We start from the raw sequence: 24,980 nt of genomic DNA, 5'->3' as shown, positions 1-24,980 counted from the left end.
CGACGGCCTCTTTCAATTTCGGGTTTGCGGACGATGCCGGGTCAGGTACCGGTGCGGCGCTCCTCGATGTCCATGCCCATGTGCACGGTCCGCGCGGCGGCGGCGGCCGAGCGCTGGAAGGCCAGGACGACGGCGGCCATCTCGCGGCTGGTGGCGGGGGTCAGCGGGCGACCGGGCAACCGGGTCACGCCGTCCTCTCCCACTTCGCCGTCCATCAGCCGACGGAGCGCCTCGCGGCCACGGCAGAGACGCGACTTGACGGTGCCGACCTTGGCGCCCAGCACGTCGGCCGCTTCCTCGTAGCTCATGCCTTCGAGGCCGATCAGCAGAAGCACCTCGCGCATTTCCGGTGTCAGCCGGGCCAGGGCCCGCTCCAGGTCGCGGACGGCCAGGCCGTGCTCCTGGGCGGCCGGGGCCGGCGGGCTCAGCGCTTCCAGCGTCTCGTCCGGGGTCGCGGTGGTGCGGGCGCGGCGCAGTTCGTTGATATGGGCGTTGCGAAGGATGGTGAAGAGCCAGGCGCGCATGTTGGTGCCCGGCGTATAGCTGTCCAGACGGGTCAAGGCCCGCTCGAGGGTGTCCTGGACAAGGTCGTCGGCCCGTTCGGGATGGCCGACCAGAGCCCGCGCGAAACGGCGCAGAGCGGGAATTTCCTGTTCCAACCGGTCAAGCGTGTTCTCAGACATGTGTGACAGCCTCCCCGGACATATTCGTCTTCGCGCTGTTGACTAAGGATGGGATGGTTGAGCGCAACACCATTTTTCCACTTCCTGATCAGCCGGCCACCGCCTCGGATCGGCGACGCCGGCCTGTTTGGATGAACCACCGCCCGGTTCCGCGACTGGACACGCACCGCGCGTCAGACGCACGAACTCCTGGGCAGTAAAACCTTGGGACGCCGCTTTGTTCCAACGACCCGCGAAAAAATCCCTGCTCCGTGAGAATGCGGTGTAGATCGCGTGATCTTTTGCGATATCAGCGGTTTACATCCTGCGTGACTCTCCGGCGCCGGATCGATGGAGCGTCGTCGTTATTTGTAGGATATGGGACCCCGGCCCCGCAACACGACCTATCTTTAAGAAACAAAACGCTACCCCCAACGTCATATTCTGGCGGTTTGCAGCTATTTCCATGTCACGACCCCGTTCCCGCGCCTCGGGACGGCCCCCGAATTGTCCCGCGGCATCCGGGGCTTCAGTCTGAAAACGGTTGCGGGACACCCTGCCCTTGCTTTAGACATACCGGGCCTGGGCGCTGACGGTCAGGATAGCCGGTCAGACGCTTTAACGCAAATTTAACCATAACGGCGCCACCTTGGCACCAGCAGCCGGCTCCGGCACCCCGGCGGTGCGGACCGATTGACCGAAGGTAGAAACTGGTGATTACGCAGGATCGCACGTCCGACATCATGAAGGCCCCCCGCGGGGACCGGATCGGTGCGCGCGCCCTTGCCATCGCCAGCACGGGCACCGTCCTGCCCCTGCCGGAAGCGCTGCCGTCTGCCCGTGGGCTGCATGGGGCTCTCCTTCTGCGACTTATGCGCCCCTGAGCGCCGCCGTCGTCATTGACAGGTGTTCAGGGGGATCATGGCGCTCGCGCCATCCGTCACCGTCGCATCACTGATTTCGGCGCTGCCCGCACACCGGCCTCCGGCAAAGGGGCCGGGAGCGCCGGTAAGCACAGAAGGATCCAGTTCCCATGACCGCCACCCACGACCAGATCGCCGCCAACGCCGCCGTTCCCTCCCCCGACGCCGACCGCGTCATCATCTTCGACACCACGCTCCGCGACGGCGAGCAGTCGCCCGGCGCCTCCATGAACCTGGAGGAGAAGCTGCGCATCGCCCGCGTGCTGGAGGAGATGGGCGTCGACGTGATCGAGGCGGGTTTCCCGATCGCCTCCAACGGCGACTTCGAGGCCGTGCGCGAGGTCGGGCGGGTCGTCCGCAATTCCGTCATCGCCGGCCTGTCCAGGGCCAACCGCCGCGACATAGACCGCGCCGCCGAGGCGCTGCAGTTCGCCGAGCGCAAGCGCATCCACACCTTCATCTCCACGAGCCCGCTGCACATGAAGTACAAGCTGCAGATGGCGCCGGAGAAGGTGCTGGAAGCCATCTGGGACAGCGTGACCCACGCCCGCAACCATGTGGACGACGTGGAATGGAGCGCCGAGGACGGCTCGCGGACCGAGCACGACTTCCTGTGCCGCTGCGTCGAGACCGCGATCAAGGCCGGCGCCACCACCATCAACATCCCCGATACGGTCGGCTACGGCGTGCCGGAGGAATACGGCGCCCTGTTCACCATGCTGATCAACCGGGTGCCCAACGCCGACAAGGCGATCTTCTCGGTCCATTGCCATAACGACCTGGGCCTGGCGGTCGCCAACTCGCTGGCCGGCGTGGCCGCCGGCGCCCGGCAGATCGAGTGCACGATCAACGGCCTGGGCGAGCGCGCCGGCAACGCCGCGCTGGAGGAGATCGTCATGGCGATGCGCACCCGCGCCGACGCCATGCCCTACACCACCGGCATCCAGACCGAGCAGATCATGACGGCGTCCCGCCTGGTCTCGGCGGTGACCGGCTTCGTCGTCCAGCCGAACAAGGCGATCGTCGGCAAGAACGCCTTCGCCCACGAGTCCGGCATCCACCAGGACGGCATGCTGAAGAACGCCCAGACCTACGAGATCATGACCCCGGAATCGGTCGGGCTGAACCGCTCGACGCTGGTGATGGGCAAGCATTCCGGCCGCGCCGCCTTCCGCGCCAAGCTGAAGGACCTGGGCTATTCGCTGGGCGACAACGCGATCGAGGAAACCTTCGTCCGCTTCAAGGATCTGGCGGACAAGAAGAAGGACGTCTTCGACGAGGACATCATCGCACTGGTGGACGACAGCATCGGCAGCACCAACGAGCGCATCCGCTTCGTCTCGCTGATGGTGGTCGCCGGCTCCAAGGGTCCCCAGCGGGCCGAGCTGGAGCTGGAGATCGACGGCGAGGCGGTGAGCACGGTCGCCACCGGGTCGGGCCCGGTCGACGCCACCTTCAACGCGATAGCGGCGCTGTTCCCCCACGAGGCCAAGCTGCAGCTGTACCAGGTCCACGCCGTGACCGAGGGCACCGACGCGCAGGCGGAAGTGACCGTGCGGCTGGAGGAGAACGGCAAGACCGTCAACGGCCAGGGAGCCGACACCGACACCCTAGTGGCGAGCTGCCGCGCCTATGTGCACGCCTTGAACAAGCTGCTGACGAAGCGTCAGAAAACGGCGCCCGAAGCACTCTCCGCTTGAGTGGTTTGCGGCGTTGCTCTATTCAAACGGATGGTGGTTCGTGCCCCGAGCCTCCATCCAGATTACCTCCGACGGCGGCTCGCCAATGAGCCGCCGTTGTCTCGGATGGACCGCGTCAACCGGATGAAGAGTTAATCAACTCCATGTTTTCCAAATTGCTCGGCGTCCTGTCGGCCGACATGGCGATCGACCTGGGTACGGCCAACACTCTGGTGTACGTCAAGGGGCGGGGGATCGTCCTGAACGAGCCGTCGGTCGTCGCCATCGCCACCATCCGCGGCAAGAAGCAGGTGCTCGCGGTCGGCGACGAGGCCAAGATGATGCTGGGCCGCACGCCCGGCAACATCCAGGCGATCCGTCCGCTGCGGGACGGCGTCATCGCCGACTTCGAAGTCGCCGAGGAGATGATCAAGCACTTCATCCGCAAGGTGCATAACCGGCGCAGCTTCGCGAGCCCGCAGGTGATCATCTGCGTGCCGTCGGGATCCACCGCGGTCGAGCGGCGCGCGATCCAGGAATCGGCCGAGTCGGCCGGAGCCCGCCGGGTCTTCCTGATCGAGGAACCGATGGCCGCCGCGATCGGCGCCGGCCTGCCGGTGACCGAACCGACCGGAAGCATGGTGGTCGACATCGGCGGCGGCACGACCGAGGTCGCCGTGCTGTCGCTGGGCGGCATCGTCTATTCCCGCTCCGTCCGCGTCGGCGGCGACAAGATGGACGAGGCGATCATCGGCTATATCCGCCGCAACCACAATCTGCTGGTCGGCGAAAGCTCGGCCGAGCGGATCAAGAAGGAGATCGGTTCCGCCTGCCCGCCCGAGGACGGCGAGGGCCGGATCATGGAGATCAAGGGCCGCGACCTGATGAACGGCGTGCCCAAGGAACTGATCATCAGCGAACGCCAGATCGCCGAGTCCCTGTCGGAACCGGTCAGCGCCATCATCGAGGCGGTCAAGGTGGCCCTGGAGCACACGGCGCCCGAACTGGCCGCCGACATCGTGGACAAGGGCATCGTGCTGACCGGCGGCGGCGCCCTGCTCAGCAACCTGGACTATGTGCTGCGCCACGCGACCGGCCTGCCGGTCTCGATCGCCGACGATCCGCTGTCCTGCGTTGCGCTGGGCACGGGCCGGGCTCTCGAAGAGATGAAGACGCTTAAGCACGTTCTCATCCAGATGTACTCCTGATATTCATCATCGGCGCGGCACACTCTCCTTCCAGGAGGGCAGCCGCCCGTGCGACCTCCCGACATCCGGCTTTCGGCCCCTCAGAGCACAGGAAAGGCCCCGTGAAGACACGTGCCACCGGATCCGTGGTTCGTCTCGCCGCACCCCTGCGTGCGCTGGCCCAACGGTTCTCGTTCCTTCTCCTGGTGTTCGCCGCCATAGCCCTGATGATGGTCGGCAAGGTCGATACCGTTCTGGTGGAGGGGATCCGCAGCCGGGTGACCGACGCCTTCACCCCGATCCTGGACGCGATCTCCCGCCCCGCGGCGACGGCGGCCCATTTCGTCGAGAGCATGCACGAGATCGTCAACCTGCGGGGCGAGAACGAGCGGCTCCGGCAGGAGAACGCGGCCCTGCTGCAATGGCAGCAGGCGGCCCAGCGGCTCGACGCCGAGAACCGCAGCCTGCGCAGCCTGCTGAACTACAAGCCCGAGCTGGCGGCCTCCTACATCACGGGCCGCGTCGTCGCCGATCCCGGCGGTGCCTTCGTCCGGACCGTCGTGGTCACCGCCGGCCGGCGCGACGGCGTCAGGCCCGGCCAGGCGGCCGTGTCCGGCCGAGGGCTGATGGGCCGCGTGGTCCAGGCGGGAGAATGGTCGTCGCGCGTCCTGCTGATCACCGACCTCAATTCGCGCATTCCGGTGGTGATCGAGCCGTCGCGCCAGCGGGCGGTGATGAGCGGCGACAATTCCGGCCAGCCGCGCCTGCTATACCTGCCGGGCGACGCCACGCCGGCGGTGGGCGACCGGGTGATGACCTCGGGCCATGGCGGCATGTTCCCCCCGGGACTGCCGGTCGGCCTGATCGCGGGAGTGGGAGAGAGCGCGATCCGCGTGCAGCCTTTCGTCGATCCCGGGCGGGTCGAGCATGTCCAGCTCGTCAATTTCGGGCTGCCCGGCGGCCTGAGCGCCAACGCCCCGGCGGACGCCGCCGGCGGCCTGAACTGACGCCGGCGGGACCAATCCCATGACCGGCGGTTTCTGGAGCAGGGTCGACCAGACCGGGCGCAACATCGCGCCGGTGGCGGTCACGGCGGGTCTGATGCTGGTCGGCATGGTGCCCTTGCACCTGCCCAACTACGCCCCGGTGGCACCCATGCTGCCGCTGATGGCGCTCTATTATTGGGTGATCCACCGGCCCGACCTGCTGCGCCCCAGCATGGCCTTCGGCCTGGGCCTGCTGCAGGACCTGCTGAGCGGGACCCCGCTGGGAATGACGCCGCTGATCCATGTGCTGGTCTACTGGGTCGTGCTGACCCAGCGGCGGTTCTTCCTGGGCACGTCCTTCGCCATGCTGTGGTTCGGCTTCGCGCTGATCGCCTTCGGCGCCGGCTTCGTCGGCTGGCTCGCCTGGTCGATCCTGAACCTCCAGCTGCTGTCGCCCAATTCCGCCCTGATGCAGTCGACCATGACGGTGGCGGTGTTCCCGCTGTTCGGCTGGCTGTTCATCCGCATCCACCGCGCCTTTCTCCAGGCCTGACGAGGTCCCTGCCCGCCATGGAGCGCGATACCGATAGATACCGCAGCCTGACCCGGCGGGCCCTGATGCTGGGCGGCATGCAGGTCGGCCTGCTGTCGACCCTGGTCGCCCGGATGTATTACCTGCAGGTGCTGGAGTCCGACCGCTACACGGTCCTGGCCGACGAGAACCGGATCAACATGCGGCTGCTCGCCCCGTCGCGCGGCCAGGTGCTGGACCGCTTCGGCGTGCCGCTGGCGGTGAACCAGCAGAATTTCCGTGTCGTAATGGTGTCGGAGCAGGCGCGCAAGATCGACCGCATGCTGAGCCTGATCTCGGAGATCGTGCCGCTGACCGAGGCCGACTGGCGCCGCATCACCCGCGAGATCCAGCGCAAGCGCGCCTTCGTGCCGGTCACGGTGAAGGAGAACCTGACCTGGGACCAGGTCACCATGATCGAGGTGAACGCCCCCGACCTGCCTGGCGTCTCGATCGAGGTCGGCGAGCTGCGCAGCTATCCCTACGAGGCCGCCACCGCCCATTTCCTGGGCTATGTCGGCGCCGTGTCCGAATCCGAGCTGAACGGCGACCCGGTCCTGGCGCTGCCCGGCTTCCGCATCGGCAAGTCCGGCATGGAGAAGTTCCACGACGCCAGCCTGCGCGGCGTCGCCGGCACCAGCCAGCTGGAGGTCAACGCGGTCGGACGGGTGATCCGCGAGCTGTCGCGGCAGGAGGGCAAGCCCGGCCGCGACATCACGCTGACCGTCGACATCGGCCTGCAGCAGTACGCCCAGGACCGCCTGAAGGAGGAGAAGAGCGCCGCGGCCGTCGTGATGGACGTGCATACCGGCGGCATCTACTCCATGGCGTCGAACCCCAGCTACGACCCCAACCTGTTCACCACGGGCATCAACGCGGAGACCTGGGAGGACCTGCTGTCCGACCCGACGACGCCGCTGACCAACAAGGTGGTCGCCGGGCAGTACGCGCCGGGCTCCACCTTCAAGATGCTGGTGGCGCTGGCGGCGCTGGACAGCGGCATCGTCGGGCCGCGCCACACCGTGTTCTGCCCCGGCCACATGGACCTGGGCGACCACCGCTTCCATTGCTGGAAGAAGGGCGGGCACGGCACGCTGGACCTGGTCGGCGCGCTCAAGCACTCCTGCGACACCTTCTTCTACGACCTGGCGCGCCGGATCGGCATCGACCGCATCCACGACATGGCGAAAAGGTTCGGCATGGGCCAGCGGACCCAGCTCGACCTGCCCAGCGAACGGCCGGGGCTGATACCCAGCCGCGAATGGAAGCAGGCCAATCTCGGCAAGTCCTGGACCCAGGGCGAGTCCCTGATCGCCGCGATCGGCCAGGGCTACGTCCTGGCGACCCCGCTGCAACTGGCGGTCATGCTGTCCCGGCTGGTCAACGGCGGCTTCGCGGTCAAGCCGCACCTGACCAAGCAGATCGAGCGCGGACCGGCGGAGCAGACCGCCTGGCCGTCGCTGGGGGTCAACAAGACCCATCTGGACATGGTGCTCCAGGGCATGAACGCCGTGATGAACCAGCCCGGCGGCACCGCGTACAAGATGCGCATAGCCGAAGCCGGCTTCGAGATGGGCGGCAAGACGGGCACCAGCCAGGTCCGCCGGATCACCATGGCGGAACGCAGCACCGGCGTCCTGAAGAACGAGCAGTTGCCGTGGCGCCAGCGCGACCACGCGCTGTTCGTCGGCTTCGCGCCGCTGCACGCGCCGCGCTACGCCTGCGCCGTGATCGTCGAGCATGGCGGCGGCGGTTCGGCTGTGGCGGCGCCGATCGCCCGCGACATCCTGCTGGAGGTCCAGCGCCGCGACAGCGCGCGGGGCGTGCCCCAGGTGTCCAGCGCGGTCCCGGCGGCGGAGCCGGTCCAGCCGGCGCCGGGTGACAAGCCGGGGAGGATCGGCGGATGAACGGCGACTTCCTGGGTCACCAGCCGGAACTCTCGTTGAGCGAGAAGCTGTGGCAGATCAACTGGAAGCTGATCCTCCTGCTGACCGCCATCGCCTCGATCGGCTGGGCGATGCTCTATTCGGCGGCCAACGGCAGCGTCGATCCCTGGGCATCGCGCCAGGCCGTCCGGTTCGGCGCCGGCATCTGCGTGATGGTGGTGGTGGGCCTGATCGACCTGCGGATCTGGCTCCGCCTGTCCTATCCGATCTACGGCGTGGCCCTGGTGCTTCTGATCGCGGTCGAGATCGTCGGCGAGATCGGCATGGGAGCTCAGCGCTGGATCGACCTGGGCATCATCCAGATCCAGCCGTCGGAGATCATGAAGATCGCGATCGTGCTGGCGCTGGCCCGATATTTCCACGCCGCGTCCCTGGAGGAGGTCGGACGGCCGACCTTCCTGATCGTGCCGCTGCTGATGGTGCTGGCGCCGGTCGGACTGGTGATGAAGCAGCCGGACCTGGGCACCGCGCTGATGGTCATGATGGTGGGCGGGGCGATCTTCTTCCTGGTCGGCGTGCGGCTGTGGAAGTTCGCCGTCGTCATCGCCGGCGGCGCCGGATCGATCCCGGTGGCGTGGCAGTTCCTGCACGACTACCAGAAGAACCGGGTGCTGATCTTCCTGAACCCGGAGAACGACCCGCTGGGAGCCGGCTACCACATCACCCAGTCCAAGATCGCGCTGGGGTCCGGCGGCGTGGCCGGCAAGGGCTACATGATGGGCAGCCAGAGCCACCTGAACTTCCTGCCGGAGAAGCAGACCGACTTCATCTTCACCATGCTGGCGGAGGAACTGGGCATGATCGGCGGCACCGGGCTGCTGCTGCTCTACAGCCTGCTGATCGCCTACGGCGTGATCATCTCGCTCCGCTGCCGCAACCAGTTCGGCCGGCTGGTGGGCCTGGGCGTTTCCACCAACCTGTTTCTCTACGTCTTCATCAACATCGCCATGGTGATGGGCCTGATCCCCGTGGTCGGCATCCCCCTGCCCCTGATCTCCTACGGCGGCACGGCCATGCTGACGGTGCTGTTCGGATTCGGGCTGGTGATGTCGGTCTATATCCACCGCGACATCCGGATCACCCGCCGGACGCTGGCCGGAGAGCTGTGACGGGCAGGTAAAAAACTGTCATGAAAGCGGTTTTTTGGCATCGACAAGGCGGGGCGGCTTTGCTATCTACCCCTCGTCGCCGGACACCGGATGGAAACGAACGGAACACGGCGGCGGATATTGCGGGTGCATAGCTCAGTTGGTAGAGCAGCTGACTCTTAATCAGCGGGCCCAAGGTTCGAGTCCTTGTGCACCCACCAAATTTCAAAGGCCCTGGAAAGCGACGCTTTCCAGGGCCTTTGCTTTGCGCAATGCAATTGCTGCAGGCCGCCCTTCGCCCGGAGGGCGAGGCGTATGCCGGGATACAGCGGATGCAGGCGGCATGGGCTTCGGGTCCCCCGGGGGCGGCGCACCTTGCACTGGCCGGGAACCTTCCCCGGCATGGGTCGTTACCCAGACTCGAGTTTCGGTGAAACGCAGGCGCCGTGACGGCGGAAAGCCGGGGTCCAGGGTTCATGAAGTCCGCGCTCAAGACAATGACCGGCATCATCACGATCGTCCAGGAAGGACGCTTCAAGATGGAGCCGGAGGACGGGCAGCCGATGCTGTTCGTGCTGGCGCCGTCCGCTTCCATCGAGCCGCAGGACCTGCCCGGCCTTCAGCGCTCCCAGGCGCGGGTCACCGTCCGTTACGAGGATGCAGGCACCCTGATCGCCGGCGTCGTCCACGACATCGGTTTGGCCGAGGGTCCCGACCGCAGACAAGCCAGTTGAGGGCATGACCATGAAACGCATCCGCAGCCGCACGATTTCCGAGCGTATCGGCAGTTTCGTCCGCGAGTGGTCGGTGCCGCGCCAGATCGCGGGCCAGTCCTCCGCTACCAAGGCCGCGGAAAGCTCCATGTCGCGCGGCTTGCGGCCCCGGCTGGAGGAGGCCGACACGGTCGGCACCAATATCTGTCCCTACTGCGCCGTCGGCTGCGCCCAGCTCATGTACGCCAGGAACGGCCGCGTGATCCATGTGGAGGGCGACCCGCGCAGTCCGATCAACCAGGGGACCCTGTGTCCCAAGGGAGCGGCGACGCTGGGCCTGATGACCACGCCGGAGCGGCTCGACAAGGTCATGTACCGGGCGCCCCACTCCGACCGGTGGGAGGAAAAGCCGATGGACTGGGCGATGGAGCGCATCGCCCGATTGACCAAGCGGACCCGCGACGAGACCTTCGTCCACAAGCTGCCCGACGGCACCATCGTCAACCACACGCTGGGCGTCGGATCGCTGGGCGGCGCCACCCTGGACAACGAAGAGAACTACCTGATCAAGAAGCTGTTCTCGGGCGGCCTGGGGATGGTCTGGATCGAGAACCAGGCCCGCGTCTGACACAGTTCGTCGGTGCCCAGTCTGGGTGCCACCTATGGCAGGGGAGCGGCGACGCTCGCCCAGTGGGATCTCGCCAATTCCGACTTCGTCCTGGTGATGGGGTCGAACATGGCCGAGAACCATCCGATCGCCTTCCGCTTCGTCATGCAGGCGAAGCAGAAGGGCGCCACCATCGTCCATGCCGACCCGCGCTTCACGCGGACCTCGGCCATGTGCGACATCCACGCGCCGCTCCGCGCGGGGAGCGACATCGCGTTCCTGGGCGGCATCATCCGCCATATCCTTGAAAACGACCTTTGGTTCAAGGAATACGCCCTCGAATACACCAACATCGCGACGATCATCAGCCCCGATTACCAGGGACCGGACGAGCTGGACGGCGTCTTCTCCGGCTGGGACGAGGACAGCAAGAGCTACGTGCTGGACACCTGGCAGTACGAGGGCATGAAGGTGCCGTCGTCGCTGGCCGAGCACGACCCGACCACGACCGAGTCCTTCGACGACACCTCGAAGACCACCAGCGAAGGACCGCCGCCGTACGACCGCACGCTCCAGCACCCGAACTGCGTCTACCAGATCATGAAGCGCCACTACGCCCGCTACACGCCGGAGATGGTCGAGCGGGTGACGGGATGCCCGGCCGGCACCTTCCTGAAGGTCTGCGAGGCGATGGCGCGCAGTTCGGGCCGCGACAAGACCGGGGCGATCTGCTACGCGGTCGGCTGGACGCACCACAGCACCGGCGTGCAGATCATCCGCGCCGCCGGCATCATCCAGGCGTTGCTGGGCAATGTCGGCCGGCCGGGCGGCGGCGTGCTGGCACTGCGCGGGCATACCAGCATCCAGGGCAGCACCGACATCCCGACCCTGTACGACATGCTGCCGGGATACCTCCAGCAGCCCCACGCCTACCGCAAGCACGACGACCTGGGCCGGTATCTGGAGACCGAGCAGACGCCGACCGGCTGGTGGCACAATTTTCCCAAATACATGATCAGCCTGCTCAAGGCGTGGTACGGCGACCATGCGGCCAGCTCCAACGGCTATGGCTACGAGTGGCTGCCCAAGATCGTCGGCGACCACAGCCAGCTGCCCCAGACGCTGGCGATGCGCGACGGCGTGATCCGCGGGATGTTCTTCCTGGGCCAGAATCCCGTCATCGGCGGCAGCAACTCCAAGATGGTCCAGGCCGGCTTGGCGAGACTGGACTGGATGGTGGTGCGCGACTGCGCCGAGACCGAGACGGCGTCGTTCTGGAAAGACGGGCATCTGGTGCGCGACGGCGACATGAATCCCGAGGACATCGGCACGGAGGTGTTCCTGATGCCGGGGTCGCTGGCCGGCGAGAAGGACGGCACCTTCACCAACACCCACCGGTTGCTGCAATGGCACGACAAGGTGGTGGACGGGCCCGGCGACAGCCGGTCGGAGCTATGGTTCATCTATCACCTGGGCCGCCGGCTGAAGGAGCTGTACGCCGGCAGCGACAAGGAGCGGGACAAGCCGATCCGGAACCTGACCTGGGACTATCCGGAGACGGGTCCCGACCGGGACCCATCGGCCGAAGCCGTGCTGAAGGAGATCAACGGCTATACCTGGGTCGAGCGCAGGCAGCTGACCGGCATCAACGACATCAAGGACGACGGCTCCACCGCCTGCGGCTGCTGGATCTATTGCGGTGTCTTCCCGGAGGAGGACCACAACCAGTCCCGCGCGCGCCGGGCCGACGGGCCGGAGGGTCCGGGCACCCACCTGGGCTGGGGGTTCGCCTGGCCCGAAAACCGCAGGACCCTGTGCAACCGCGCATCGGCCGATCCCGAAGGCAAGCCCTGGTCGGAAAAGAAGCGGCTGATCTGGTGGGACGAGGAAAAGGGTAACTGGACCGGCAACGACTCGATCGACTTCCCCAAGGACAAGGCGCCCGGATACGATCCGGACTGGAGCACCCATCCGACCGGCATGGACGCGCTGGACGGCCGCAGCCCCTGCATCATGATCGCCGACGGCAAGGCAGCGCTGTTCGCGTCGTCGGGCCTGAAGGACGGACCGCTGCCGAGCCACTACGAGCCGCTGGAAAGCCCGGTCGGCAATGCCCTGCACGGGAGGCAGTCCAACCCGGTCGCCAAGCGCTGGGAAGAGGCCGACAACCAGCTTGCCGAACCCGGCGATCCGCGCTTCCCCTATGCCTTCACCACCTACCGGCTGACCGAGCACCATTCCGGCGGCACGCCGACCCGCTCGGTGCCGGTCACGGCGGAGCTTCAGCCGGAAGGCTTTGCGGAGATATCGACCGAACTGGCGCGGGAGCTGGGCATCGGTAACACCGACTGGGTGGTGATCTCGACGCTTCGCGGCGAGATCGAGACGCGGGCGCTGGTGACCGACCGGATGCAGCCGTTCCGGCTGGCGGAGGGCCGTGTCGTCCACCAGGTCGGCATGCCCTGGCATTTCGGCTGGAAGGGCTATGCGACCGGCGACATCGCCAACGTCCTGACTTCGGTCGTGGGCGATCCCAACACCAGCATGCACGAGAACAAGGCGCTGGTCTGCGACGTACGCCGCGGACGCTTGATGAGACATGACAGGTCTCGAGGAGAAGACTGATGGGCGTCCATCCCCGGGCCCTCGATTATGCGGAGTCGCTCCCCGACGGCGTGATCCCGGATGAATCGGAACTGACCTGCGGCACGAGGATCGAGCCGGGCAAGAGCTACGGCTTCTTCACCGACACGACGCTGTGCATCGGCTGCAAGGCCTGCGAGGTCGCCTGCAAGGAGTGGAACGGGCTGCCGGCCGATAACCTGGGGCTGACCGGGAACAGCTACGACAATACGGGAGACCTCGGGGCCAACACATGGCGGCACGTCGCCTTCGTCGAGAAGATCGGCAGCGGAGACGATCGCGCCCGGGAAATGAAGCCCTTCCAGAGCAACTGGCTGATGATGAGCGACGTGTGCAAGCACTGCGCGAACGCTCCCTGCCTGGAGGCCTGCCCGACCGGTTCGATCTTCCGGACCGAATTCGACACCGTCGTGGTGCAGCAGGACATCTGCAACGGCTGCGGCTACTGCGTGCCGGCCTGCCCGTTCGGCGTGGTCGAGCTGAGCCTGGAGGACGGCAAGGCGCACAAATGCACGCTCTGCTACGACCGGCTGAAGGGCGGGCTGGAGCCGGCCTGCGCCAAGTCCTGCCCGACCGACAGCATCCAGTTCGGCGAGATCGAGGACCTGTTCGGCCGCGCCAGGCGGCGGGTCGAGGATCTGCACGGCAAGGGAGCGACCGACGCCTATCTCTATGGAGCACCCGACACGCCCGGGGCGACGGGCGGCCTGAAGCATCTGAACGCCTTCTTCCTGCTGACCGACAGGCCCGAAGTCTACAACCTTCCCGTAGCCCCGACGCGGGCGAGCGACCGGGTCAGGCCGAGCTTTCTCACCGGCCTCGCCGCCATGGCCGGGCTGACGCTCGCGGCCGCGGCCCTGATGTCGGCGGGGCGGGAGCGCGGGCGATGACCGGCCGGCCCGTCACGGCGGAAACGATGCCCGGGCTGCCGGTGGAGCAGACGGCGATCCCGCACCCCGCCGTCCGGGAATGGAACGGCGAGACCTATTACGACCTGGCTTCCCTCAAGCCGAGCCCGTTCGATTGGAAGATCGCGGCCTATGTCTATGTCGCCGGGCTCGCGGGGTCGTCCCAGATCATCGCGACGCTGGCCGACCGGCTCGGCGACGGGCGGGACGAGACGATCGTCCGCAACGGCCGCGCCCTGGCGCTGGCCGGAGCCGTGATCGGCGCCCCGCTGCTGATCCTCGACCTGAAGACGCCCGGGCGCTTCTACAACATGCTGCGCATATATCGGACCAGATCGCCGATGTCGTTCGGGTCCTACATCCTGACCGGCTTCGGCGTGGCCAGCGGCCTGACCGCCGCGGCGCACCTGATCGGCGAGCGGCGGGCGGACGGCAGCCGGTCGCCCATGCGCCGCGCGGCCGACATGACGCAGGTGCCGGCGGCGTTCCTGGGCGCCGGCATGAGCACCTATACCGCGGCCTTGCTGAGCGCCACCAGCACGCCGCTATGGGCGTCGGCGCCGCGCGCCATGGCGGTGCAGTTCGGCACCTCGGCCATGGCGACGGCGGCCGCGGCGCTGTCGCTGGGCGAGCAGATCGCGGGCGATCCGGAGAACAGCCGGCGGCTGGACGGCCTTGCCGCCGTGTCGGCCGCCGGCGAACTGGTGGCCTCGGCGTTCGCGGAGAAACGCCATCACGAGGCCGGGGTCGGGGAAACCCTGCGCAAGGGACCCATCGGCACCAGCTACAGGGCCGGCGCGCTGGCGCTGGGCCTGGGCGTCCCGCTGGCCTGCCACGCGATCAACGCATTGTCCAAACGGCCCAGCCGCGGGCTCTCGGTGGTGGGATCGCTGGCGCTGCTGGCCGGCGGGATGGTGATGCGTCAGGCGATCTTCCAGGCCGGCAACAAGTCGGCGGAGCGGCCGGACGACTATTTCCGCCTGACCCAGCGGGAACCCGAGGGCGCGAAGCCCCGCCGCCGCGTCGACCGCGCGATCGAGGGGCGGCGAAACGGCCGCGACCCGGGACGGCTGCCATGACGGACCGGGCCATGATCGAGCGAGGCGTGATCGAGCGGCACGGCTGCCTCCAGGCACTCGAAACGCTGGACAAGGTGTTGAGCGAGAAGCCGGAGCAGCATCACGAGGAAGTCGTGGGGGTTCTGCGCTGCCTGGTGGCGATGCGCGATCACCTGATCGGCGAACGCCGGCGGTCGGGCCCAACCGCCGGCCTGGATGAACATCTGGAGCATGTCAACGCCGTGCTCAGCGTGATGACATCGGGCAGCTTTCCGGTGGTCGGACTCAACCACGAACGCCTGAAGCACGCCCGCGACCTGATGGCCGGCCTGATGGGCATGTCCCGGCCGGATCGGCAGGGGAGCGGACCCCCGTCTTCCTGATGCCTCGGGACGATTCCTGAAGCTGCCGGGTGCCTGGCGGACCGACGCCGGTGACGGGGCTGTCGTCTCATCGACCCAAGGGCTGCTCCGCATACCAGGCGGCGACGGCTTCGATCTGCTCGTCGGTCAGACTGTCCGCAAACTCCGTCATCAGGTGGTTGAAGCGCGTGCCGCCGCGATGGGCCTCCTTCCAGAGATGGAGATGCGTCGACAGGTACCATTCGGGCTGGCCTGCGAGGTAGGGATAGTGGTCGTTCTTCAAGCGCCCCCGGGGGCCGTGGCAGCTCTCGCAGGACGGGATCTTCCGCGAGGATATCCCTTCGAACGCAATCCGGCGCCCCAGGTCGAGCAGCGCTCCGCGATCCCCGGACAGGCCGCCGGCGGCGGCGGAAGCGACAAGGGCGCCGGTCCCCCGTGCGCCCTGCGGAAGGATCTGCCGGGGGATGCCGTCCGGTTCCTCCCCCGGTCCTCCGGCCAGCCGATCGCCGGACCGCGGAGACGACGCGGGGTCTCCCGCCGGCTGCGCGGCGTACCACACGGCAAGCCTGGCGAGCGTCGCGTCGTCGTACCGCCTGGCGGGAGGCTGCATCAGGCCGGAATGCCGCGAGCCCGCCGAGAAGGCTTTCAGCGTCGCCAGGAGATAGGTTTCGGGCTGGCCCGCGATGACGGGAAAGGCGCCGGACGCCCGCCCCGAGTCCCGGCCGAGACCGTCGCGGCCATGGCAGCGCGAACAGTCCGCGAGCGCGGTCTCGAAGATCCCGTCCAGTGCCGGCATCGTCTCGCCGCCGGCCCCGAGCGGCCTTCGGGCAGGCTCTCCGCCGAGCGCCAGGTCGGCATAGCGTTCGGGCGCCAGGCCTGGCAGCGCCCGCAGGAAGGCGACCTGTGCCCAGACCTCGTCGTCCCGGCTCTGCGCCACCCAGGCCGGCATCCCGGAATACTTGATGCCGTGCTTGACGATCCAGAATAGCTCGCGGTCCCTCCACTCTCCGACCTGCTCCTCCAGCCGCGGCGGATGCGGGGTCATCGACAGGGCGACGGGCGACTGCGGCACGCCCGGCGCGCCGTGGCAGGGCGCGCAGCCGGTCGCGAAATGGCCGGCGGTGCGCTGGACCAGGGCGGGATCCGGCGGATCGATGCCGGGCGGCACGGAAATCAGCAGGGATTGCCGGTCGACCGCATTCCCCATGGTCCAGTGCAGGAACCAGGAAACCGGCGCGAAATGCCCCGACGAGGCCGCGATGGAGACCAAGCCGGAGAAGCTGACCGCGAGGGCCAGGAGAACCCCGCCGACGGCGGCCGCGAGCAGCTTCTTCCAGGTAAGCAGGAAATCGATCCGCATCAGGCGGTCTCCCCGGTCGGCGCCCGGTCCCGCAGAACCGATGAGAGAAGGGCCAAGCCACCCGCGAGGTAGGCCGTTCCGCCGATGATCAGCATGAGGGCTCCGCCGAGCTGCTGGTCGCCCAGCGGCGTCAGGGCGGCGGCGGGCGAGCAGACCTCGGCGCAGGCGTAGAGCGGTCTTGGCGCGAAGAGCAGGAGGGCCCCCAGGAGCACCATGTGCATGGAGGTGATCAGGAGGGCGCAGACGCCTGCCCCCCGCGCGGCCAGCCGGCCGTCTCCCGGCGCTCCCACGGCGCTGGCCCAGACGAGAACGCCGGCGGCGAGGAAGGATGCCTGTTCCAGGACGAGGAACGCGGTCTCCGCGCGGGCGGCGTCATGCAGTGCCGGGGCATGCCACGTCCAGACCGCGGCGAACTCCAGCAGCGATGCCGCCAATGCCAGCCCGGGCGGGAACGAGGCGACCAGGCGCGGAAAAGCGCGCGCGATGCCGACGGCGAGAAGCGGCGCCGCCACCGCGACGACGCCCATATGCATCACCATGTGCGCCGCGAAGGAGCCTCGCGCCCGGTCGGGGAGCGGCCCGAACCACAGGAGGGCGAGCAGCAGAAGTCCGGCTGCGAGCGGCCAAAGCTCCACCGGGGCGCGCGGCCCGGGCCCCGCGCGCTCCGCGGACGTGCCGAGGGTTCCGACCGGGGAGGATGCCGCGTCCCTCATCGGCAATCCACGATGAGAAGCGCCGGCAGGCCGACGAACAGGACGCCGACGAAGGAGAGTGCCGCGAGGAGGACCGTGGAGAATTCCAGGAACCGCTCGCGGTCGATGTCGGAATCCTCGTTGTGGCGATAGCCGCCGCCGTGCCTGCGCCATTCGCCGATGGACCGCCACAGCACCAGCCCGATCAAGGCCAGGGCGATGGCGGTGATGACGCCGACCATGATCCGCGTCGGGTCGATCGGCTGGAAGATTTCTTCATTCGGCGCGCAATGGAAGGCGGCGACCACATAGCTGACCAGGAAATGCAGGGCCCAGATCGTCGGGGCGGTTATCAGCGTCCAGAGATTGTCCTTGGTTTGCCTGGATTGTGCCATCGGCGTCTCCCTCATGCCGCCAGCGGAGACAGGGCGATGGTCGCGACGGCGATCAGGCCGGTCGCGGCCATGAAGTGCCAGTAGAGCGCCACGTTCGCGATGTCGATGTCGTGGACCGGGGTCAGCTTGCCGGCGAACGACCGCGCCAGGCAGTAGGCGAGCATCAGCGCTCCCACGGCGGCATGGGCGACCGTCCAGATGACGAGCACCCACACGGTCGCCTGGTAGACATGGACGACGGGATCGAGCCCGGCGGCGTAAGGGGCCCAGACCAGGGCGGCGCCGCCCGCCAAGGCCAGCACCACGCCGGCAGCCATCAGCACCCGCGCGGCATCGACCCCTCCCGCCCGGTTGACGCGCAGGGCGAGCCGTGCGGCCGCCCAGGCGCCCAGCGTCAATGCCAGCGAGACCAGAGGCCAGAGCAGGCCCGGGCCGTCCACCCCGGCCGGCGGAAACTCCGGATGGATCGTGAAATAGAAGAAGTAGGCGAAGACGAGGGACAGGAACGCCGTTCCGTCGCCGATCATGGTGATGAACATCGCCCACCAGCCGACCGAACTGGGACCGGACGTGTAGAGGGGCAGGACCAGGCCGAGACCGACGTCCTTCTCCGGCTTTTCCGGGATCATCGCCGTTCCGCGCCACAGCCAGACCATGATCGAGATGGTCGCCCCGACCATGGCGGCGATGGTGGCGTACCAGAAATGGAAGGTCGCCAGGATGAAGACCGCGCCCAGCAGGATCGCGGCGACCATGGTCATGAAGGTGTTGCCGGGAACGCGGAGGCACTGCACCGGTTCGCCGTCGAGCACGCTGGTGACCATCGTCTCGCGCTGCATTTCCTCCGCGTCCGGCAGGTAGAAGCGTCCCTGGTCGTAATCCCTCATGAAGTTCGGTTGCTCCCAAAGCGGGTAGCGCGTCGTGACGATCGGGATGGAGCGCACGCCCCAATCCCTTCCCGGGATTTCGGCGAGCCATTCGAGCGTACCGGCGCTCCAGGTGTTGCGCTCCGCGTAGGGCTGGCTCCCTTTCGGCCGGAGCATGTCGAAGACGATGATGAGGATGCCCGCCGCGAAGATGAAAGCCCCGATCGTCGACAGCAGGTTGGGAAGATCGAGTCCCAGCCCCGCGGGATAGGTCCAGACCCGCCGCGGCATCCCGATGAGGCCGGACAGATGCATGGGAAAGAAGCCGAGGTTGAACCCGGCGAACATCAGCCAGAAGGAGATCCGGCCGAGCCGGTCCGACAGGCGGCGGGAGCCGACGAGCGGCCAGTAGTAATAGACCCCCGCCACGATCGGGAACAGCATGCCGCCGATCAGGACGTAGTGGAGGTGGGCGACCACGAAATAGGTGTCGTGGGCCTGCCAGTCGAAGGGCGCCAGCGCGACCATCACGCCGGTCAGCCCGCCGATGACGAAGATCGCCAGCGCGCCGCTCACGAACAGCATGGGAACCGACCGGACGACCCGGCCGGTCCACAAGGTCGCGATGAACACGAAGATCTGGACGCCGGTCGGGATCGCCACCGCCTCGGAGGCGGCCGAGAAGAATCCCAGCGAGATCGACGGCAGGCCCGTCGTGAACATGTGGTGGACCCACAGGCCGAACGACAGGAAGCCGGTCCCGACCGCCGCCAGCACGATCCACGAATAGCCCAGCAGGGGCCGCCGCGCGAAGGTCGGGACGATCATGGCGATGAGGGCGATCGCCGGCAGGAAGACGATGTAGACCTCGGGATGGCCGAAGATCCAGAACAGGTGCTGCCAGAGCACCGGGTCGCCGCCCCGCTCCGGATCGAAGAACGGCCATTTGAACAGCCGCTCCAGCTCGAACAGGATGTCGCCCGCGATCAGCGGCGGAAAGGCGAACAGGATCATGCCGGCGACGACGAGGACGTACCAGGCGTAGAGCGGCATCAGGTTGAGCCGCATGCCGGGCGGCCGGCACTTCAGCGTCCCGACGATCAGCTCGACCGCGGCGGCGATCGAGGCCACCTCGATGAAGGAGAGGCCGAGGAGCCAGATGTCCGGTCCGTAGCCCGGCGTGAACCGCTCCTGGGTCGTCAGCGGCGGATACATGAACCAGCCGCCCTCCGGCGCAGCGCCGAAGAAGATCGATCCCGAGACGAAGACCCCGCCGATCAGGAAGCACCAGTAGCCGAACGCCGAAAGCCTGGGAAAAGGCAGGTCGCGCGCACCGAGCATCTGCGGCAGCAGGACGATCGCCACCGCCTCGAAGATCGGAACCGCGAACAGGAACATCATCACCGTGCCGTGCAGGGTGAAGACCTGATTGTAGAAGTTCGCGGTCAGGAAATCGTTCTCGGGCACGGCGAGCTGGACGCGGACCATCAGGCCGAGGACGCCCGCGAACAGCATGAAGGCGAACGAGGTGGCGGTGTACCAGATGCCGACTTCGGTGTTGTTGACCGCCGACCAGTAGCGCCAGCCTTTCGGCGTCTCCCACACCTTCTCCAGCCGCTCCTCCTGGCCCCGGCGCACCGCCTCGGCGTCCGGCACCCGTCCGGGAGTGTCCGGCATCGCGGGTGCGTCGCTCATCGCAGGTCTCCCAGCCAGTTCGCGATGGCGGCGATCTCCTCATCCGGAAGCACGCCGAACTCCGGCATTTCGACACCGGGTTTCACATGGTCGGTGGCGCGGATGAACCTGGCGAGGTTCTCCTCGCTGGTTTCGAGGAGGCCGGCGCCGATGGTGCGCCGGGAGGCGACATGGGTGAGGTCGGGACCGACCGAGCCGTCGGCCGGGGTTCCCCGGACGGTATGGCAGGCACCGCAGCCGCTCGCGAGGAACGCCTCGTATCCCGGTCCCGAAACGACGGAGGCGGGGCGCGCCTGGGCTTCGACATGGGCCGCGTACTCGGCTTCGGGGACGACGACGACGCGCAGCCCCATCTGGGCATGGGCGTCGCCGCAGAATTCGGCGCAGACCCCGTTGTAGACGCCTACCACCGTGGGTTCGAGGATGATGCGGTTGACCCGGCCGGGGATCGCGTCGATCTTCCCGGCGAGCGCCGGAACCCAGAAGGAATGGATCACGTCCGGGCTGCCGAGAAGGATTTCGGTCCGGCGGCCGACCGGGATCCAGATCTCGTTGGCACTTTCGACGCCGCCGGGGGGCAGGCTCTTGACGACTCCCGGCTCACCCTTGAGATCGTAGGCGACGCGCCACCAGAACCGTTCGCCGGAAACCGCGATGGTCGGGCCGTCCGCCGGCCGCCGGTAATCCGGCATTTTCGCCAGGCCCCAGTACAGCAGGAGAGCCAGGACCACCGTCGGAAAGACGCAGCCGCCCCAGATGATGAGCTGGACCCCGCGCCGCGCGCCGTCCTTCGCGGGCGTCGCCCTGACCGCGTAAAGGCTGAGGCCCATGACTCCCAGCCAGATCACGGCGGACCCGGCAAGCATGACATAGAACAGGTTGGCGACGCTGTCGGCTTCGGTCCCCGCCGCCCGGAACATCGACTGGGGCCCCGTGCAGGACGCCAGAAAGGGAAGGATCAGCGCGACGGTTGCCGTGGCCGCGGAGGGGAAGCCGCGGCTGGGACCGCCAGGCTTGCGTCGGATCGTGTCCAAAGGCGATTGTCGCATTGCCGACCGTCGGTCCACGATCGCTTTCCCTGGTCGTTGAATTCTTCGAAGCGAAGGCGGATCAACTCGATGTCGGCCACATGAAACAGGCGGCCGTCATGATGGGCCGCGCCAAGTCCATGGGTCGGATATCGGTCCAGCCGCGATCCGGACCTTCAAACACAGTGCATTGCTGATGGTTGCGTTGAACGCACCAAACACTTTCATGTCGAAGCGTTTGACTGGACCGCCCGGGTGGGCGGCGATGACCGGATCGGCGCGGCTGCCCTTGCGCCGGAATGCCCCGGCGGGAGTTGTCTTGGATATGGGATCTCGCGAAGGCCGCGACGTGGCGGGGCTTCGGTCACTCAGATGCCGCCGTCTTTCGCGGCAGGGCGCAGCAGGGGGAACGGCCGCTCCCCCTGCCCGCCCGGCGTCAGCTCACGTTCAGGGCGACGAAGCGCAGGTCGCCCCGGCGGTCGATCAGAAGCAGCACGGTCTTGCGGTTCGCGTCCTTGGCAGCCTTGACCTTGGCGGCGACGTCCTGCGGCGTCGACACCTCCTCCTGGCCGACCTCGACGATCACGTCGCCGGGACGCAGGTCCTTCTCCGCGGCGCTGCTGTTGCCGGCGACTTCGGTGACCAGGACGCCGCGGAGCTGCTCGTTGATATCGAATTGCTGGCGCAGCTCGGGCGTGATGCCGGTCAGCTTGAGCCCCAGAGCCTCGACCGACTCAGGAGCGGCGGGCGCCGGTTCGTCGGGGACCGCGGCCAGAATGCCGGACTCCTCGGCGGCCTCAAGCTCGCCGACCTTGACCTGGACCGTCTGCTCCTGGCCGCGGCGCCACAGCTTGACGGGCACCCGCTCCTCGACGCCGGTCTCGGCGACGACGCGCGGCAGGCGGCGCATCTCGTTCACTTCCTTGCCGTCGAAGGTCAGGATCACGTCACCGGCCTGGATGCCGGCCTCGGCGGCCGGGCCGTTCGGGGTGACGCTGGCGACCAGCGCGCCGGTGGCGGAGCGCAGCCCCAGGCTTTCGGCGATCTCGGGCGTGACGCCCTGGATGCGGACGCCGAGCCAGCCGCGCCGGGTCCGGCCGAAATCCTTGAGCTGGGCAACCACGCTGCGGGCCAGCGTCGAGGGGATCGCGAAGCCGATGCCGACCGAGCCGCCGGACGGCGAGAAGATCGCGGTGTTGATGCCGATCACCTCGCCCCGCATGTTGAACATGGGGCCGCCGGAATTGCCCCGGTTGATCGAGGCGTCGGTTTGCAGGAAGTCGTCATAGGGACCGGCGTTGATGTCGCGGGCGCGGGCCGAGATGATGCCGGCGGTCACGGTGCCGCCCAGGCCGAACGGGTTGCCGATCGCCAGCACCCAGTCGCCGACCCGCATCGCGTCGCTGTCGCCGAAAGTGACGGCCGTCAGCTTGCGGTCGGTCTTGACGCGCAGCAGCGCCAAGTCGGTCTTGGGGTCGCGGCCGACCAGTTCGGCCTTCAGGTTGGTGTCGTCCTGAAGGATGACGTTGATCTCGTCGGCGTCCTGGATCACGTGGTTGTTGGTCACCACCAGACCTTCGGCGTCGATCACGAAGCCCGAGCCGAGCGAGGTGGCGCGGCGCGGCGGCGCGTTCTGCTCGCGTCCCTGGCGGTCGAAGAAGTCGCGGAAGAACTCCTCGAAGGGAGAGCCGGGCGGAAACTGCGGCATCTCGGGGCCGGGGCGCGGGCCGGCGCCGCGGCGTTCCGGAATATTCTGCGTGGTCGAGATGTTCACCACGGCGGGAAGCAGCTTTTGCGCCAGGTCGGCGAAACTCTCCGGAGCGTTCGCGCGGCCCTGGGCATGGACCACGTCGGGGGAGGCCAAAAGCAGAGCCGCGATCACCGGCAGGCCGGCGGCGAGTTTGATCAAGGCGGGCCTCATCAAAGCGGGCCTGAACCAGGCCGGGCGCCGCTGCCCGCGGTCTATGGTCATGGCGTCTCCTCCGGCATTCGCTGCGGCATCCCTTCGAGCGCTGTTCGTCACGGAAGCTCTCTCCTTGCTTCGATTATGCCACTGCCCGCGCCGCCGCGCACCCGCCCAGGGGCACCGCAGCCAATCGCCGGGTGTCAGCCGATATGTGCCCGCCGACCGGTCTCGGCCAGTCCGGGTCAAGCCATCATCGCCGATAATAGACGCTCTTGAGGTGCGAAAGTAAGGTATTGCATGGGCATCGCCGAAGGATGTGCGACCCGGCAGGGCCGCGGTCACCCCCGCAGCAGCCAGACCAGCCCCACGCCGCTGATCGCCGCGATCAGGCCGGCGACACGCAGTTGGCCGACCGGAGTCATCAGGGCGATCGCCAGCATGCGGCGCATCAGGTCCGGGAAGAGGGCATAGGCGATGCCCTCGAGCACGAGCACGAGGGCCAGCGCCGTCAGCAATTCAGTGGTCAACGCGAAGCCTTGAAGCGGAGGAGGACGCCGAAGCGCGCCGATTCGGCGCGGCGGCGGGTGGTGGTGGCGAGGGGATCGGCGGCGAGGGGATCGGTGGGCCGGCACCGTTCAAGGCGGCGCCGGCCCGAGGGACGCTTTGGAACCGTGGATCAGTTCGCCGTGCCGCCCGGCTGGACGTTCTCGGCGCCCTGGGTGGCCGACGGAGGCGGCGGGCTGATCTGGGCCGCCGGCGGACCGCCCGCAGCCCCCGGGGTTTCGCCCGGAGCCCCGCCGGGAGTCCCGCCGGGACCGCCCGGAGAACCGGCCGTCGCGCCGGCCAGATTGCCGAAATACTTGAAGAAGTCGCCCGTCGGCGAGAGCACCATCGTGGTGTCCTCGTTGCGCAGGCTGTCGCGGTAAGCCTGGAGCGTCCGATAGAACGAGTAGAATTCCGCGTCCCGCCCGGTCGCTTCCGCGATGATGCGGAACGCCTGGTTGTCGCCCTCGCCTCGAAGCACCTGCGAGTCGCGCTGGGCCTCGGCCAGGATGACGGTCCGCTCGCGTTCCGCCCGGGAGCGGATCTGCTGGGCCTGTTCCTGGCCCTGCGCGCGGAACTCGGCGGCCTCGCGTTCACGCTCCGACCGCATGCGGGCGAAGATCGACTGGCTGGTCTCCTCCGGCAGGTCGGCGCGGCGGATGCGGACATCCACCACCTCGATGCCGAAGCGCTGGGCCTCCCCGTTGACCTGATCGCGGATGTCGGTCATCACGCGGGCGCGCTCGTCCGACAGGATGGACAGCACGGTGACATTGCCGAGCACGCGTCGCAGCGCCGAGACGACCACGGTGCTCAGCCGCTGCTCGAGGATTTGTTCGGACCCGACCGACTGGAAGAAGCGGAGCGGATCGGAGATCCGGTAACGGGCGAAGGCGTCCACGTCGAGACGCTTCTGGTCGGCCAGGATGACCTGCTCGACCGGCGGATCGACGTCGAGCACGCGCCGGTCGTACAGGACCACGTTCTGGATGAAGGGCACCTTGGCCTTCAGGCCCGGCTCCTGGATGACCCGGCGCGGTTCGCCGAACTGAAGCACCAGCGCCTGCTGGGTTTCATTCACGGTGAACAGGCTGGCCGACGCGAGGATGCCGAGAACCACGACGACGATGCCGACGATGGCGAGTTTCTTGTTCATGTCTCA

At 67.8% G+C, this 24,980-nt stretch carries 21 protein-coding genes and 1 tRNA gene; 13 read left to right on the top strand and 9 right to left on the bottom strand.

Annotated features, from left to right (window positions below):
* Positions 1-41 precede the first annotated feature (41 nt).
* Complete coding sequence (locus DPR14_RS03545; RefSeq protein WP_158043943.1) at positions 42-683, bottom strand: sigma-70 family RNA polymerase sigma factor; 642 nt, start codon at positions 681-683, stop codon at positions 42-44.
* A 1,012-nt stretch (positions 684-1,695) separates the two neighbouring features.
* Between DPR14_RS03545 and DPR14_RS03540 the strand changes: the two genes are divergently transcribed.
* The 13 genes from DPR14_RS03540 (at position 1,696) to DPR14_RS03485 (ending at position 15,354) form a co-directional block, all read left to right on the top strand.
* Positions 1,696-3,285, top strand: coding sequence for a 2-isopropylmalate synthase (locus DPR14_RS03540; RefSeq protein WP_158043942.1), 1,590 nt, complete (start codon positions 1,696-1,698; stop codon positions 3,283-3,285).
* Between the two features lie 143 nt (positions 3,286-3,428).
* Positions 3,429-4,472 carry a rod shape-determining protein gene (locus DPR14_RS03535; protein ID WP_158043941.1) on the top strand — a complete coding sequence of 348 codons (1,044 nt, stop codon included), beginning with the start codon at positions 3,429-3,431 and terminating at the stop codon, positions 4,470-4,472.
* A 101-nt stretch (positions 4,473-4,573) separates the two neighbouring features.
* Entirely contained in the window at positions 4,574-5,458 is an 885-nt protein-coding gene (mreC, locus tag DPR14_RS03530; RefSeq protein WP_158043940.1) for a rod shape-determining protein MreC, read from the top strand.
* 19 nt (positions 5,459-5,477) lie between these two features.
* Entirely contained in the window at positions 5,478-5,990 is a 513-nt protein-coding gene (mreD, locus tag DPR14_RS03525) for a rod shape-determining protein MreD (protein ID WP_158043939.1), read from the top strand.
* A gap of 17 nt (positions 5,991-6,007) precedes the next feature.
* Complete coding sequence (gene mrdA, locus DPR14_RS03520; protein ID WP_158043938.1) at positions 6,008-7,915, top strand: penicillin-binding protein 2; 1,908 nt, start codon at positions 6,008-6,010, stop codon at positions 7,913-7,915.
* On the top strand, positions 7,912-9,063 hold the full coding sequence (rodA, locus tag DPR14_RS03515; protein WP_158043937.1) for a rod shape-determining protein RodA: 1,152 nt from the start codon (positions 7,912-7,914) through the stop codon (positions 9,061-9,063). Before mrdA ends, rodA begins: the two co-directional genes overlap by 4 nt.
* Before the next feature lie 124 nt (positions 9,064-9,187).
* Positions 9,188-9,263: transfer RNA gene (locus DPR14_RS03510), tRNA-Lys, on the top strand.
* A 255-nt stretch (positions 9,264-9,518) separates the two neighbouring features.
* A complete protein-coding gene (locus DPR14_RS03505; RefSeq protein ID WP_158043936.1) occupies positions 9,519-9,776 on the top strand; it encodes a hypothetical protein in 258 nt (85 codons plus the stop codon).
* Positions 9,777-9,786: 10 nt separating this feature from the next.
* Entirely contained in the window at positions 9,787-10,383 is a 597-nt protein-coding gene (locus tag DPR14_RS29225) for a hypothetical protein (protein ID WP_211103907.1), read from the top strand.
* A 12-nt stretch (positions 10,384-10,395) separates the two neighbouring features.
* Positions 10,396-12,987 carry a molybdopterin-dependent oxidoreductase gene (locus DPR14_RS03500; protein ID WP_211103906.1) on the top strand — a complete coding sequence of 864 codons (2,592 nt, stop codon included), beginning with the start codon at positions 10,396-10,398 and terminating at the stop codon, positions 12,985-12,987.
* Positions 12,987-13,895, top strand: coding sequence for a 4Fe-4S dicluster domain-containing protein (locus DPR14_RS03495; RefSeq protein WP_158043934.1), 909 nt, complete (start codon positions 12,987-12,989; stop codon positions 13,893-13,895). Before DPR14_RS03500 ends, DPR14_RS03495 begins: the two co-directional genes overlap by 1 nt.
* Positions 13,892-14,992 (top strand): NrfD/PsrC family molybdoenzyme membrane anchor subunit, encoded by a 1,101-nt coding sequence (gene nrfD, locus DPR14_RS03490; protein ID WP_158043933.1) that lies wholly within the window; start codon positions 13,892-13,894, stop codon positions 14,990-14,992. Before DPR14_RS03495 ends, nrfD begins: the two co-directional genes overlap by 4 nt.
* Complete coding sequence (locus tag DPR14_RS03485; RefSeq protein ID WP_158043932.1) at positions 14,989-15,354, top strand: hypothetical protein; 366 nt, start codon at positions 14,989-14,991, stop codon at positions 15,352-15,354. The genes nrfD and DPR14_RS03485 overlap by 4 nt, the downstream gene beginning before the upstream one ends.
* A 67-nt stretch (positions 15,355-15,421) precedes the next feature.
* On the opposite strand, the gene DPR14_RS03480 is transcribed toward DPR14_RS03485, so the two are convergent.
* The 8 genes from DPR14_RS03480 to hflC form a co-directional block, all read right to left on the bottom strand.
* On the bottom strand, positions 15,422-16,693 hold the full coding sequence (locus DPR14_RS03480) for a c-type cytochrome (RefSeq protein WP_158043931.1): 1,272 nt from the start codon (positions 16,691-16,693) through the stop codon (positions 15,422-15,424).
* Positions 16,693-17,406 (bottom strand): cytochrome c oxidase assembly protein, encoded by a 714-nt coding sequence (locus tag DPR14_RS03475; RefSeq protein ID WP_158043930.1) that lies wholly within the window; start codon positions 17,404-17,406, stop codon positions 16,693-16,695. The genes DPR14_RS03480 and DPR14_RS03475 overlap by 1 nt, the downstream gene beginning before the upstream one ends.
* The gene (locus DPR14_RS03470; protein WP_158043929.1) at positions 17,403-17,780 is read right to left on the bottom strand and encodes a hypothetical protein; all 378 of its coding nucleotides are present in this window, start codon (positions 17,778-17,780) and stop codon (positions 17,403-17,405) included. The genes DPR14_RS03475 and DPR14_RS03470 overlap by 4 nt, the downstream gene beginning before the upstream one ends.
* 11 nt (positions 17,781-17,791) lie before the next feature.
* Positions 17,792-20,341 (bottom strand): cytochrome c oxidase subunit I, encoded by a 2,550-nt coding sequence (gene ctaD, locus DPR14_RS03465; protein WP_158043928.1) that lies wholly within the window; start codon positions 20,339-20,341, stop codon positions 17,792-17,794.
* On the bottom strand, positions 20,338-21,261 hold the full coding sequence (locus DPR14_RS03460) for a cytochrome c oxidase subunit II (RefSeq protein ID WP_211103905.1): 924 nt from the start codon (positions 21,259-21,261) through the stop codon (positions 20,338-20,340). Before DPR14_RS03460 ends, ctaD begins: the two co-directional genes overlap by 4 nt.
* Positions 21,262-21,805: 544 nt before the next feature.
* Entirely contained in the window at positions 21,806-23,341 is a 1,536-nt protein-coding gene (locus DPR14_RS03455; RefSeq protein ID WP_246148799.1) for a DegQ family serine endoprotease, read from the bottom strand.
* Positions 23,342-23,613: 272 nt separating this feature from the next.
* A complete protein-coding gene (locus DPR14_RS03450; protein ID WP_158043926.1) occupies positions 23,614-23,802 on the bottom strand; it encodes a DUF2065 domain-containing protein in 189 nt (62 codons plus the stop codon).
* A 149-nt stretch (positions 23,803-23,951) separates the two neighbouring features.
* Positions 23,952-24,974, bottom strand: coding sequence for a protease modulator HflC (gene hflC, locus DPR14_RS03445; RefSeq protein ID WP_158043925.1), 1,023 nt, complete (start codon positions 24,972-24,974; stop codon positions 23,952-23,954).
* Between the last annotated feature and the right edge of the window lie 6 nt (positions 24,975-24,980).

The organism is Skermanella pratensis (genome assembly GCF_008843145.1).
Classification (GTDB): domain Bacteria; phylum Pseudomonadota; class Alphaproteobacteria; order Azospirillales; family Azospirillaceae; genus Skermanella; species Skermanella pratensis.
Note: the sequence above shows the minus strand (reverse complement) of the source record. Positions and strands in the feature narration are given on the sequence as shown.

Excerpts from the sequence above, each read along its gene's own strand:
- DPR14_RS03545 (WP_158043943.1), bottom strand. The coding sequence starts at position 683 with ATGTCTGAGAACACGCTTGACCGGTTGGAACAGGAAATTCCCGCTCTG.
- DPR14_RS03540 (WP_158043942.1), top strand. The coding sequence starts at position 1,696 with ATGACCGCCACCCACGACCAGATCGCCGCCAACGCCGCCGTTCCCTCC.
- DPR14_RS03535 (WP_158043941.1), top strand. The coding sequence starts at position 3,429 with ATGTTTTCCAAATTGCTCGGCGTCCTGTCGGCCGACATGGCGATCGAC.
- mreD (WP_158043939.1), top strand. The coding sequence starts at position 5,478 with ATGACCGGCGGTTTCTGGAGCAGGGTCGACCAGACCGGGCGCAACATC.
- mrdA (WP_158043938.1), top strand. The coding sequence starts at position 6,008 with ATGGAGCGCGATACCGATAGATACCGCAGCCTGACCCGGCGGGCCCTG.
- rodA (WP_158043937.1), top strand. The coding sequence starts at position 7,912 with ATGAACGGCGACTTCCTGGGTCACCAGCCGGAACTCTCGTTGAGCGAG.
- DPR14_RS03505 (WP_158043936.1), top strand. The coding sequence starts at position 9,519 with ATGAAGTCCGCGCTCAAGACAATGACCGGCATCATCACGATCGTCCAG.
- DPR14_RS29225 (WP_211103907.1), top strand. The coding sequence starts at position 9,787 with ATGAAACGCATCCGCAGCCGCACGATTTCCGAGCGTATCGGCAGTTTC.
- DPR14_RS03495 (WP_158043934.1), top strand. The coding sequence starts at position 12,987 with ATGGGCGTCCATCCCCGGGCCCTCGATTATGCGGAGTCGCTCCCCGAC.
- nrfD (WP_158043933.1), top strand. The coding sequence starts at position 13,892 with ATGACCGGCCGGCCCGTCACGGCGGAAACGATGCCCGGGCTGCCGGTG.
- DPR14_RS03485 (WP_158043932.1), top strand. The coding sequence starts at position 14,989 with ATGACGGACCGGGCCATGATCGAGCGAGGCGTGATCGAGCGGCACGGC.
- DPR14_RS03480 (WP_158043931.1), bottom strand. The coding sequence starts at position 16,693 with ATGCGGATCGATTTCCTGCTTACCTGGAAGAAGCTGCTCGCGGCCGCC.
- DPR14_RS03475 (WP_158043930.1), bottom strand. The coding sequence starts at position 17,406 with ATGAGGGACGCGGCATCCTCCCCGGTCGGAACCCTCGGCACGTCCGCG.
- DPR14_RS03470 (WP_158043929.1), bottom strand. The coding sequence starts at position 17,780 with ATGGCACAATCCAGGCAAACCAAGGACAATCTCTGGACGCTGATAACC.
- ctaD (WP_158043928.1), bottom strand. The coding sequence starts at position 20,341 with ATGAGCGACGCACCCGCGATGCCGGACACTCCCGGACGGGTGCCGGAC.
- DPR14_RS03460 (WP_211103905.1), bottom strand. The coding sequence starts at position 21,261 with ATGTTCCGGGCGGCGGGGACCGAAGCCGACAGCGTCGCCAACCTGTTC.
- DPR14_RS03455 (WP_246148799.1), bottom strand. The coding sequence starts at position 23,341 with ATGACCATAGACCGCGGGCAGCGGCGCCCGGCCTGGTTCAGGCCCGCT.
- hflC (WP_158043925.1), bottom strand. The coding sequence starts at position 24,974 with ATGAACAAGAAACTCGCCATCGTCGGCATCGTCGTCGTGGTTCTCGGC.